Genomic DNA, 12589 nt, shown 5'->3' with positions numbered 1-12589 from the left:
TTATTTTTAATTACTATTTATGGCACATGGTAGTTTAGATTTCCTATGATTCTCAAATATATTGTCTAATTCATCATTATCAATGATTTCATTTTCAAGCAAGACATTTGCTATATTTTGAAGCAACTCTTTATTTTCCTCTATAAGCTGAAGTGCTTCCCTATATCTTTCGTCTGTAATTTTTTTTACTTCAACTCTAATTACATCAGAATTATATCTCATAAAATTATTATCTAAAGCCATAGTACCTAAACTACTCATTCCATAACTACATACCATTTCTCTTGCAATATCTGTTGCTTTATTTAAATCATCTTTAGCTCCCGTGGTTATTTCACTAAATATCAGTTCTTCTGCAGCTCTTCCTGCTAATAGACAAGTTATCTTATTGAGAAGTTCTGATTTAGTTAATAGGTATCTTTCTTCATCTGGAAATTTAAGTACATAGCCTAAAGCTTGACCTCTTGGAACTATAGATATTTTTTGTACTATATCTGTGGCTAATAATTTAGAAACAAGTGCATGACCTGCTTCATGTATTGCTACAGTTTCCTTTTCTTTTCTAAGAATACTAGGATTTTTAACTTCTAACCCTGCAAGAACTCGTTCAATTGCTGCATCAAACTCATGACTGGATATAATGTTTTTATTTTTTCTTACAGCAATAATAGCTGCTTCATTGGCAATATTGGCTAATTGAGCACCAGACAAACCTGTAGTTTTTTTTGCTATGGACTTAATATCTATTGATTTGTCTAAAGGTTTATTTTTAGTATGAACCTCTAAGATTTCTTCCCTAGCTTTAACATTTGGATTTCCTACAAATATATGTCTGTCGAATCTACCAGGACGAAGCAGAGCCTCATCTAATAAATCTAGTCTATTGGTTGCACCAATTACTATAACAGTCTCATTAGAATTAAATCCATCCATTTCAACTAAAAGCTGATTTAATGTCTGATCCTTTTCATTATTTGACTCTGAATTTCTTCTAGCACCTATGGCATCTATCTCGTCTATAAAGATAATAGCTGGTGCTTCTTTTTTTGCTTTTTCAAAAAGAGTTCTAACTCTCTTTGCACCTACTCCTACATATTTTTCAACAAACTCTGATCCAGAGGCATAAAGAAAAGTTGAATTGGTTTCTCCTGCCACTGCCTTAGCCAATAGAGTTTTTCCAGTTCCAGGAGGTCCATAGAATAAAATACCTTTAGGTATTTTAGCACCCATTTTTCTATACTTCATAAAATTGTTGATAAAATCAATAGTTTCTTGTAACTCCTCTTTTATTTCGTCTAGTCCTGCTACATCTTTAAAAGATACATCTGATTTATCCTTTTCTTTTCCTGCATCTTTTTCAATAGATAGAACTGAGGGGACTAATTGAGGTTTACTATCTGTATGAGTATAGAGAATAAATAGGATTAGAGTAATTGACCATACTAATAGTCTATCTCCAACTTTAAATGACGCAAAATTTTTAGTTGGGAAAAAACCATCGTAAATAAGTATAAAGGATGCAATTAACCCTAATACTAAAAACAAAAATATTATTTTCTTCTTTTTCAAGATATCCCCACCTTATTAATTTTTCTAAGGTTAGTGTAACCATTTAATTGGATTTATATAAAAGAAAAATAATAAAGTTGAATGAAAATAATAACAAAGGTATAATAATCATAAGCAGGAAAGGGGAGAGTATAAAATGAATTTTATAAATTTAATTGATAGTTATAAGGAAGAAATTATTGCATCAACTCAAGAAATAGTAAAAATTAAAAGTGTAGAAGAAGAACCAAAAGAGAATATGCCCTTTGGGGAGGGACCTTATAAAGCACTTCAATATGCTCTAGAACTATCAGAAAAACTAGGATTTGATACTAAAGATTTAGAGGGCTATGCTGGATATGCAGAGTTCGGACAAGGAGAAGAGACAGTAGGAGTTTTAGCTCACCTTGATGTTGTACCAGAAGGTACAGGTTGGACTTATCCTCCTTATGGCGGGGAAATTCATGATGAAAAAATATATGGGAGAGGTACTGTAGATGATAAAGGACCTGCTATTGCTGTACTTTATGCTATGAAGGCTCTAAAAGAATCTGGTATAAGTCTTAATAGAAAGATTAGATTGATACTTGGAACAAATGAGGAAACAGGTTGGGGATGTATGAATTATTATTTCAAGCATGAAAAAGCTCCAACTATGGCATTTACACCAGATGCAGATTTTCCCGTTATATATGGAGAAAAGGGCATTATAGTATTTAATCTAGAACAAAAAATAGATTCAAATATATGTGGAAGTATCAAACTTATAGATTTAAAAGGTGGAAATGCCCCCAATATGGTTCCAGACTATGCAGAGGTGACTTTAGAAGTAGAGGATATAGAGAACTTTGATGAAAGATATAAGGATTATATAAAAGAGAAGAATAATTCAATAGATATAAATATAGTGAATAATCAAGTAAAGGTAATAGCAAGGGGCATATCAGCCCACGGAAGTACTCCAGAAAAAGGAGAAAATGCTATTTCGTATTTAATGGACTTTTTAGGTTATATGCTTGAAGGTAAATGTGATATTTGTGAATTTATAAATATTTACAATGAAAGAATAGGATTCAAACATAATGGTGAAAGAATTGGATGTGGATTAGAAGATGATATGTCAGGAAAATTAAATTTTAATCCAGGGCTTATTAAACTAGAGGATAATAAGATAATCTTAACTATAAATGTTAGGTATCCAATAAGAAGCAGTTCAAAGGAAGTATATGAAGGCATAAGGAAGAATATTGAAGGAACAAAATTAGAGTTAGTTGAAGGCAGAAGTGACAGTAAGCCATTATATGTTCCAAAGGATAGCTTTTTAGTGAAAACCTTGATGAAAGTATATAAGGAACAAACAGGAGATATAAATAGTGATGCCATTACTATTGGCGGTGGAACTTATGCTAGAGCCATGGAAAATGCTGTAGCATTTGGACCAATGTTTCCAGGTCAACCAGATGTAGTTCATCAAAGAGATGAATATATATCCATAGAGAATTTAATGAAGATTACAAAAATATATGCTCAAGCCTTATATGAGTTAGCAAAATAAATATAATAAGATAACTTTCTCTATTTTTTAATAGAGAAAGTTATCTTATATAGTAATTTTTTTCTATAAAGACTAATATCAATATTATAAATAATATTCTATTAAAACCTATAATTTGACAATTTATATTTAATATGATATATTTTTCTTAAAATTTAATATTTTAATCGTTGGTATAATTTTATATAAGATTATTTAAAAGGGAAGCTCGGTTTAATTCCGACACGGTCCCGCCACTGTGATAGATAGAACTTTATAAATACCACTGTACTTAAAGTATGGGAAGGGATAAAGTTTGTTATTCTTTAGTCAGGAGACCTGCCAATGATAAAAACGCTGTTTATTGCTCACGAGGATGAGGAGGTGTTATTTATAAGGTAGGCTAAAGGCTTGTTCTACTCTATTAATAATATCCTTTCTATTGTAGAAAGGTTTTTTTTGTTCTGCAATACTTGTTTTATAAGATTATAGTAATAACTCAGCAAATTTTTGCTGAGTTATTTTTTTGAAAAATAAATTGGGGGGATAAAGATGAATATACATGAATATCAGGCAAAAGAATTATTAAGAAACTATGGAATTCCAGTTCCTAATGGAGAAGTTATACATAATCCAGAAGATGCAGAAAAGGCTTCTTGGAGAATAGGAACTGATATTGCAGTTGTAAAGGCTCAAATCCATGCTGGTGGACGTGGAAAGGCTGGAGGAGTTAAAATAGCTGAATCAATAGATGATGTTAAAAATTATTCTAAAGAGCTATTAGGTAAAAAATTAATAACACATCAAACGGGAGAAGAAGGAAAGGAAGTAAAGGCTGTCCTAATAGAAGAAGGATGTGAAATTTATAAAGAATATTATTTGGGATTTGTACTAGATAGAGATAAGTCAAGGGTAACTCTTATGGCATCTGAAGAAGGCGGAACTGACATTGAAGAAGTAGCATTAAAAAGACCTAATAAAATTTATAAAGAGACTATAGATTCCCTAATAGGTTTAACAGAATTTCAAGCCAGAAGAATATGTTTTAATATTAATTTGCCAATAGAGGTAATGGATGATGGAGTAAAGTTTATGATGAATTTATATCGACTTTTCATGGAGAAAGATTGTACCTTGGTCGAAATAAATCCATTGGTATTAACAACAGAAAGAAAATTAATTGCTTTAGATGCAAAAATAAACTTTGATGAAAATGGCTTATTTAGAAATCAAGATATATCCAACTATAGAGATTTAAGTGAAGAAGATGAAAAAGAAATAGAAGCATCAAAATATGGTTTATCTTATATATCCTTAGATGGAAATATTGGATGTGTAGTAAATGGTGCAGGCTTAGCCATGGCTACTATGGATTTAATAAAATTTCATGGTGGGGAACCAGCTAATTTTTTAGATGTAGGTGGAGGAGCTGCAGAAGAAAATGTTACCAAGGCATTTAAGATAATATTATTAGACCATAGAGTTAAAGGGATTTTTGTCAATATATTTGGTGGAATAATGAAATGTGACATTATAGCTAAAGGAATTGTCAATGCAGCTAAAGAATTAAAATTGGATATTCCTTTAGTAATTAGATTGGAAGGAACTAATGCAGACTTGGGTATGGAAATAATAAAAAGCTCTAGTCTAAATATATTTGCAGTAAAAGATATGGATGAAGGTGCTAAGAAAATATTAGAATTAATAAAATAGAAAGGTGGCTAAATAATGAGTATATGGGTAAATAAATCCACTAAACTAATAGTACAAGGAATAACAGGTAATACTGCTGCATATCATACAAAACTAATGCTTGAGTATGGAACTAATATAGTTGGAGGAGTAACACCAGGAAAAGGAAATACTGAAGTTGAAGGTATACCTGTATTTAATACTGTGCAAGAGGCTGTAGATAATACTGGAGGAAATGTTTCGATAATATATGTTCCAGCTAAGTTTGCAGCAGATGCAATTCTAGAAGGTGTAGATGCAGGATTAGATATGATTATTTGTATTACTGAACATATTCCTATAAGGGATATGCTCATAGTTAAAAGATATATGGAAGGCAAAAAAACTAGATTAATTGGTCCTAATTGTCCAGGAATTATTACACCAGAAGAATGTAAAATAGGGATTATGCCAGGATATATACATAAAAAAGGAAGAATAGGGATTGTATCACGTTCTGGGACTTTGACCTATGAGGCAGTACATCAATTATCTCAAAAAGGAATTGGACAATCAACTGCTGTAGGAATTGGAGGAGATCCTGTAAATGGAACTGATTTTATAGATGTACTTAAGGCTTTCAATGAAGATGAAGATACAGATGCAGTAATTATGATTGGAGAAATAGGCGGAAATGCAGAAGAAAAAGCTGCTCTGTGGATTAAAGAAAACATGAGAAAACCCGTAGTAGGTTTTATTAGTGGAAAAACAGCGCCAACTGGAAAGAGGATGGGGCATGCGGGAGCTATTATATCATCTGGTAAAGGTACTGCGGAAGAAAAAATAAAAACAATGAAGGATTCTGGTATATATATGTCAGATACTCCTACTAATATAGCCAATACATTAATAGAGGCATTAAAGGACAATCAATTGTGGAGAAGTGCCTATGAAGATTAATTTTAAAAAATTTATGCTGATTAATTTTGGTGTATTTATTATGGCTTTAGGGCTATATTATTTTTTATTGCCAGAAAATCTAGCTGTAGGTGGTGCAATAGGAATTGCCATGGTAATAAATAATATATTCAAATTTATTCCAATTGGCATAATAATGGGGATCGTAAATATCTTTCTTTTTATATTGGCATTTTTAGTAATTGGAAAAGACTTTGGAGGATATACCATATATTCAAGCTTTCTATTATCAGGAATTATATATCTACTTGAAATAATTACTCCGTTAGAATCGCCTATAATAGATGATTTGACAATAAATTTAATTTATGGAATAATTATACAAGGTATAGGAATGGCTATAATTTTTTCTCAAAATGCCTCTACTGGAGGGACTGATATTATAGCAAAGATAATCAATAAATTCACTCATTTAAACATAGGAAAGGCATTACTTTTATCTGATTTTATTATTATAGTATTTGCTACATTTAGTTTTGGTTTAAAACTTGGATTATATGCTTTATTAGGTCTTATTATAAATGCATATGTAATAGATAATATGATTGCAAGTTTTAATGAAAGATTGAATGTTATAATCATTAGTGATAAAAGTAATGAGATAAATGATTATATAATTAATGAAATAAAAAGAGGTACTACAATTTATGTTGCCAATGGAGGATTTTCTAGAAGTGAAAAAACAATAATAAGTACAGTTGTTGGCAAAAGACAATATATTAGAATTAAGAACTATGCTCAAGGTATAGATTCAAATGTATTTATAACCATGGGGTTAGTTAATGAAGTACTAGGAGAAGGCTTTAGTTTTGATTAATTTTAAAAGGGGATAGTATGGAAAAACAACATAAGAAGATAAAACTACCAGGAATGAGAGTTATTAAAACAGTTATATCTGTATATATATGCTTTTTATTAAGCTTTGTTAGAAAAGGATTACCCTTCTATTCAGTAATAGCAGCAATTCTATGTATGCAAAGTGACCATGCCAATAGTTTTGAAGTAGGCAAAAGTAGAATTGTAGGAACTTTAATAGGTGGAGTATATGGGTTTTTATCCATAATTCTGATTAATTTCTTAGAAATTGAATTATTTAATTGGATTCATTATTTGCTATTAAGCTTATTTTTAATTCCAATTATATATACCAATGTATTTCTAAAGTGGGCTAGTTCAACATATATTAGCTGTGTAGTATTTTTAAGTATAACTGTTTCCCATGGAGGAGATATAGCTCCAATGTATTTTGCATTACATAGAGTAATTGATACATTAATTGGAATAGGAGTTTCACTTATTGTCAATCTTGCTATACAAAAGAAATATCTTCAGATTATTTTAGACTTTTTTAAAAAGAAACAAGAAATATGAAGGTTCTTGAAAATTAACAAACAAAATATAAAATATATTTGACAAACAATTATCCTTGTCATATAATAATTAAGTAAATTAAATATTGGGTTTAAGTAGAAGTGTCCGCTTCTCACCTTATAGCTTTGCTCATAAGGTTATTTAAAAAAAGTCTTATTATAACTAAGATATATTTTTCTATGAGATTAAGCGGGTATTCTATACCCGCTTTTAATATTTTTAAGAATAATTAGGAGGTGCTGTACTATCAAAGAGCTTCAGATTAATGAAGAAATCAGAGATAAGGAAGTAAGATTAATTGATGTTGATGGAAGTCAACTTGGAATTGTGCCTATTAAGAAGGCATTGGAGATTTCCGAGGAAAAAAGATTAGATTTAGTAAAAATAGCTCCAACTGCTAATCCACCTGTATGTAGAATAATGGATTACGGTAAATACAAATATGAATTAGCTAAAAAGGAGAAAGAAGCTAGAAAAAATCAAAAGATAATCAACGTTAAAGAAATCCGACTAACACCTAATATTGAAACCCATGATCTAAATGTAAAAGCTAAAACTGCCAGTAAGTTTTTAGAGTCAGGAGATAAAGTTAAGGTATCAGTTAGATTTAGAGGAAGAGAAATGGGTCATACAGAAATAGGTAGAGAAGTATTAAATGATTTTGCTAAACTAACTGGAGAGTTTGGAATCATAGAGAAACCTGCAAAATTAGAAGGAAGAAGTATGGTAATGTACTTAACACCGAGAACTGAGTAATAAAGGAGGTAACATCATGGCAAAAATGAAAACTCATAGAGCGTCAGCAAAAAGATTTAAAAGAACTGGTTCAGGTTTATTAAAAAGATTCAAAGCTTATAAAAGCCATAAAACTGGTAAAAAATCACCAAAGAGAGTTAGAAATTTAAGAAAAGGCACTTTAGTAAGTAAGGGTGACCAAAGAAGAATAGATTCAATGATACCATAAAAAAACTATATAGATATACGGGAGGTACTATAGATGGCAAGAGTAAAAAGAGCAGTAAATGCCAAAAAAAGACATAAAAAAGTATTAAAACAAGCCAAAGGCTATTACGGAGCTAAATCTAAATTATTTAGAACTGCTAACCAAGCTGTTATGAAATCACTTAATTATGCATATATAGGACGTAAACAAAGAAAAAGAGATTTTAGAAAACTTTGGATTGCAAGAATCAATGCTGCTGCAAGATTAAATGGAATGAGCTATAGCAAATTCATAGATGGTCTTAAAAAAGCAAATATTGATATAAATAGAAAAATGCTTTCAGAAATGGCTATACATGATGCTGCAGGTTTTGCTAAACTAGTTGAAATTGCAAAAGGTAATTAATTATAAAAGTTCCGTTATGGGACTTTTATTTTCTTTTATAATCTATAAGGCAATTATTATGCCATAAATGAATTTCAAAAAAGGCTGATTCTAAAGTCTTTTTATTTATATATTTATTTCATTTAGGGATACTAAGGTGTATATAATAAGTGGGAGGAATCAGTATGGGGTATTTAAAGGAGAAATTAAAAGGTTTCCATTTAGACCCTCCTAAAGTTTTAGCATTAGGTTTTGCAAGTCTAATATTTATAGGGGGATTATTGTTAAACTTACCTATAGCAGCAAAAACAGGAGAGAGTGTTGGGTTTATTAATGCATTATTTACTTCAGCTTCAGCAGTGTGTGTAACAGGACTTGTAGTAGTAAATACAAGTGAATTTTGGTCATTATTTGGGCAAATTGTAATAATTATACTTATACAAATGGGAGGCCTAGGTTTTATGACTATGACTACCATTGGAGCATTGCTTATAGGGAAGAAAATTACTTTAAAGGAAAGACTAGTAATAAAAGAACAGCTAAATCAAGAGACCATGTCTGGACTAGTGAAATTAACTAAATATGTTGTACTGTCTACATTTGCCATAGAAGGCATAGGTGCTATTTTCCTATCTACTAGATTTATACCAATATATGGAACGGTTAAGGGAATATGGTTTTCAGTATTTCATGCTATATCTGCATTTTGCAACGCTGGATTTGATCTTACTGGAGATAGTATAGTACCTTTTGTTGGGGATTTCACCATAAATATGACTATATCAGCTTTAATAATATTAGGAGGACTTGGTTTTTCTGTATATATAGACATTACTAGAAATAGAAGCTTTAAGAAACTTAGTCTACATTCTAAATTAGTATTATCAATTACAGGTACATTACTTTTAGCTGGAATGGTAATATTCTTTTTAATAGAATATAATAATCCTCTTACTCTTAAACACCTAAGTATGGGAGAGAAATTAATAGCATCATTTTTCCAATCTGTAGTTCCTAGAACAGCAGGATTCTACTCTGTTAATTTAACTGGGTTATATGATACTACAGTATTCCTTACTATTATATTGATGTTTATTGGTGCTTCTCCAGGATCTACTGGAGGAGGAATTAAAACCACTACTTTTGGAACGCTTATGCTTACTACTATAGCAGTAATAAAAGGTGAAAAGGATGTTGTTGCCTTCAAAAAGAGAATAGGATATGATGTAATAAACAGGTCCTTAGCCATAGTTACAGTTGGAATTATTTTAATAATTGCAGTATCTTTTGTACTGACAGTAACAGAACCTGCAAATTTCCTGGATGTTTTATTTGAAACTACTTCTGCCTTTGCAACTGTAGGATCTTCTAGAGCACTTACACCTAATCTTACTAACTTTGGAAAGATAGTCATATTATTGACTATGTATGCAGGAAGGGTTGGACCTTTAACTATGGCATATGTTTTTTCTAGAAAAAGTAGACATGGAAACTTTAGATATTCAGAAGGCAATATTATGGTAGGATAGAAGGGAGATATTTTTATGAAATCATTTGTAGTTATAGGATGTGGAAGATTTGGAGGTGCAGTTGCTAGAACACTATATAGTTTGGGAAATGAAGTATTAGCAATTGATAGATGTGAAGAAATAATTAAAGAAATATCTGAGGAAGTGACCCATGCTGTTCAAGCTGATGTAATGGATGAAACGGTATTAAAGGATTTAGGATTGAGAAACTTTGATGTAGCAGTTGTAGCCATTGGTTCAGATATAGAGGCTTCTATTATGGCAACTATAGTCACTAAGGAGTTGGGAATAAATACAGTAGTGGCTAAAGCGTTGACAGATTTACATGGGAAGGTTCTGAAGAAAATAGGTGCTGATAGAGTTATTTTTCCAGAAAGAGATATGGGAGTTAGATTAGCACATAATTTAGTTTCTACAAATATATTGGAATTTATCGAGCTATCGCCAGACTATAGTATCTTGGAAATAACTGCTATAAAAGAATGGGAAGATAAATCCTTAGTGCAATTAAAACTTTCTACTAAATATGGAATAAATGTAATGGCTATTAAAAGAGGCAATAGCATTAATATTTCACCAAACGGAGAGGCTATAATTAAGAGAGACGATATATTAGTAGTTATAGGAAGTTCTAAAGATATTAAAAGAATAGAGCAAAAAGTCGGTGAATAGTATGATTCAAATTACTAGTTTAAAAAATCCTTTAATTAAAGAGATAAAATCATTATATAGAAAAAAAGATAGAGTGAAAAATAAGTCCTTTATTATTGAAGGAATAAAAATTGTGGAAGAAGCTATTGATAATAGCTATCCTATTAAAAATATAATATATACAGACCAACTTTTCAAAACCAATGATGGAGAGGAGATTTTCCAAAAAATAAAGTCGTTAGATAATATAATTTATGTATCTCAAAATATTCTCAAAGAAATATCTGACACTGAAAATCCTCAAGGAATATTGGCAACTGCAATGTATGAATATAATAATATAAAGGAAATAGAAAAAATAAAAAAACCATTTTTACTATTTCTAGATGGAGTACAAGACCCAGGTAATATGGGAACTATCATAAGAACTGCTGATGCTTTTAATATAGATGGAGTTATAATTACAGATGGTTGTGTAGATCCGTATAATCCTAAAGTAGTTAGGGCGACTATGGGTTCTATATTTAGAGTACCTCTATATTATATTTCCAATTCTGTAGCAGATTTAATGGAATTAAAAAATCAAAATATAAAAATATACTCAACTTCCTTAAGTGGAAGTACTCCTATATACGAGATAGACTTTAAGGAAGGATTTATTCTCAGTATAGGTAATGAATCAAAGGGAGTAAGTGAAGAAGTATTTTCTTTATCTGATGGATTAATAAAAATACCTATGCCAGGTATGGCCGAATCTTTAAATGCAGGAATAGCAGCATCTATTATAATGTATGAGGCAATGAAACAGAGAGCCTAATAAATCTTGTGTTTTAAATTTTTAGGTGCTATAATTGAATAAATACTTTTACAATTTGACCTTTGTTGTTTTAAAGGTCTTGTTTTTTATACTATGGTAAAGGAGTAGGAATATGAAGGAAAATATGAGAGATAAATTACTAGAAATAAAAGAAATTGCTTTAGATCGTATTGAGAAAATATCAGAATTAGAGGAAGTTGAACAATTAAGAGTAAAATATCTTGGAAAAAAAGGTGATTTAACTTCTGTTTTGAGAGATATGGGAAAATTAGCAGCAGAAGAAAGACCAATAATAGGTCAAGTGGCTAATGAAATTAGAGATGAATTAGAAGATGCTATTGCTTCTGTGAAAGGGAAACTAACAGAAGAACTAAAAAGAAATAGAATAAATAAAGAAAAAATAGATATAACCATGACTACAAATAAGAAAAAATTAGGACATAAACATCCCCTATTGGCTACTATAGAGGAGTTAGAGGATCTTTTTATATCCATGGGTTTCTCAGTAGTTGTAGGACCAGAAATCGAAACAGTAGAGAACAACTTTGATGCGTTAAACTCCCCTGAAAATCATCCTTCTAGAGATTTATCTGATACATTTTACATAACTGATGATATTGTACTAAGAACTCATACTTCTCCCGTTCAAATTAGAGCAATGAAGGAAATGGGTGCACCTCTTAGAATTGTTTCAGCAGGTAGAACTTTTAGATTTGATGATGTAGATGATACACACTCACCAATGTTCCATCAATTGGAAGGTCTAGTTATAGATGAGAATATTAATATGGCTAATCTTATTCATACATTGGATATATTTATAAAAGAGTTGTTTGGAGACGATATGAAAACTAGATATAGACCTCATCATTTTCCATTTACAGAACCTTCAGCAGAAGTAGATGTAACATGTTTGAAATGTAGAGGAAAGGGATGTACTGCTTGTAATTTTACTGGATGGAGTATGGAGTTATTAGGTTGTGGCATGGTGCATCCAAAAGTTTTGGAAAATTGTGGAATTGATTCTGAAAAATATAGTGGATTTGCCTTTGGAATGGGGATCGATAGAATTACCATGGTTAAATATGGTATAAATGATATTCGTTTATTATTTGAAAATGACAATAGATTTTTAGAACAATTCTAGATAGAAAAGGAGTGAA

The 12589-nt window shown here is 30.6% G+C and carries 13 protein-coding genes, 1 riboswitch and 1 other annotated feature; of the genes, 12 read left to right on the top strand and 1 reads right to left on the bottom strand.

Translation table 11 applies throughout. The features are described from left to right. Nucleotides 1-6 precede the first annotated feature (6 nt). Nucleotides 7-1569: an ATP-dependent zinc metalloprotease FtsH gene (gene ftsH, locus KQI41_RS13075; RefSeq protein WP_216585461.1), complete on the bottom strand. Its 1563-nt coding sequence runs from the start codon at nucleotides 1567-1569 to the stop codon at nucleotides 7-9. Nucleotides 1570-1705: 136 nt separating this feature from the next. On the opposite strand from ftsH, the gene pepV reads away from it, so the two are divergent. The 12 genes from pepV (at nucleotide 1706) to pheS (ending at nucleotide 12573) form a co-directional block, all read left to right on the top strand. After that, entirely contained in the window at nucleotides 1706-3103 is a 1398-nt protein-coding gene (gene pepV, locus KQI41_RS13070; RefSeq protein ID WP_216585460.1) for a dipeptidase PepV, read from the top strand. A 154-nt stretch (nucleotides 3104-3257) separates the two neighbouring features. Next, nucleotides 3258-3443, top strand: a riboswitch (cobalamin riboswitch). Nucleotides 3444-3634: 191 nt separating this feature from the next. After that, nucleotides 3635-4795, top strand: coding sequence for an ADP-forming succinate--CoA ligase subunit beta (gene sucC, locus KQI41_RS13065; protein ID WP_216585459.1), 1161 nt, complete (start codon nucleotides 3635-3637; stop codon nucleotides 4793-4795). 15 nt (nucleotides 4796-4810) lie between these two features. Then, nucleotides 4811-5713 carry a succinate--CoA ligase subunit alpha gene (gene sucD / locus KQI41_RS13060; RefSeq protein ID WP_154439847.1) on the top strand — a complete coding sequence of 301 codons (903 nt, stop codon included), beginning with the start codon at nucleotides 4811-4813 and terminating at the stop codon, nucleotides 5711-5713. Next, nucleotides 5703-6548: a YitT family protein gene (locus tag KQI41_RS13055; RefSeq protein WP_154439848.1), complete on the top strand. Its 846-nt coding sequence runs from the start codon at nucleotides 5703-5705 to the stop codon at nucleotides 6546-6548. Before sucD ends, KQI41_RS13055 begins: the two co-directional genes overlap by 11 nt. Before the next feature lie 17 nt (nucleotides 6549-6565). Then, nucleotides 6566-7102 (top strand): FUSC family protein, encoded by a 537-nt coding sequence (locus KQI41_RS13050; RefSeq protein WP_154439849.1) that lies wholly within the window; start codon nucleotides 6566-6568, stop codon nucleotides 7100-7102. A gap of 87 nt (nucleotides 7103-7189) precedes the next feature. After that, nucleotides 7190-7324: a sequence feature (ribosomal protein L20 leader region), on the top strand. Beyond that, the gene (infC, locus tag KQI41_RS13045; protein ID WP_216585972.1) at nucleotides 7316-7858 is read left to right on the top strand and encodes a translation initiation factor IF-3; all 543 of its coding nucleotides are present in this window, start codon (nucleotides 7316-7318) and stop codon (nucleotides 7856-7858) included. Its footprint overlaps the feature before it by 9 nt. Before the next feature lie 16 nt (nucleotides 7859-7874). Continuing rightward, the gene (gene rpmI / locus KQI41_RS13040; RefSeq protein ID WP_154439850.1) at nucleotides 7875-8066 is read left to right on the top strand and encodes a 50S ribosomal protein L35; all 192 of its coding nucleotides are present in this window, start codon (nucleotides 7875-7877) and stop codon (nucleotides 8064-8066) included. Between the two features lie 33 nt (nucleotides 8067-8099). Further along, the gene (gene rplT, locus KQI41_RS13035) at nucleotides 8100-8450 is read left to right on the top strand and encodes a 50S ribosomal protein L20 (RefSeq protein WP_154439851.1); all 351 of its coding nucleotides are present in this window, start codon (nucleotides 8100-8102) and stop codon (nucleotides 8448-8450) included. A gap of 164 nt (nucleotides 8451-8614) precedes the next feature. Next, nucleotides 8615-9958, top strand: a complete 1344-nt coding sequence (locus KQI41_RS13030) for a TrkH family potassium uptake protein (protein WP_154439852.1) — start codon at nucleotides 8615-8617, stop codon at nucleotides 9956-9958. A gap of 15 nt (nucleotides 9959-9973) precedes the next feature. Beyond that, nucleotides 9974-10630, top strand: coding sequence for a potassium channel family protein (locus KQI41_RS13025; RefSeq protein ID WP_154439853.1), 657 nt, complete (start codon nucleotides 9974-9976; stop codon nucleotides 10628-10630). Nucleotide 10631: 1 nt separating this feature from the next. Continuing rightward, entirely contained in the window at nucleotides 10632-11426 is a 795-nt protein-coding gene (gene rlmB, locus KQI41_RS13020; protein WP_154439854.1) for a 23S rRNA (guanosine(2251)-2'-O)-methyltransferase RlmB, read from the top strand. Between the two features lie 124 nt (nucleotides 11427-11550). Next, nucleotides 11551-12573, top strand: coding sequence for a phenylalanine--tRNA ligase subunit alpha (gene pheS / locus KQI41_RS13015; RefSeq protein ID WP_154439869.1), 1023 nt, complete (start codon nucleotides 11551-11553; stop codon nucleotides 12571-12573). Nucleotides 12574-12589: the final 16 nt, after the last annotated feature.

The organism is Tissierella pigra (assembly GCF_018917845.1).
Classification (GTDB): Bacteria; Bacillota; Clostridia; order Tissierellales; family Tissierellaceae; genus Tissierella; species Tissierella pigra.
This window is presented reverse-complemented; position numbering and strand designations above follow the sequence as displayed.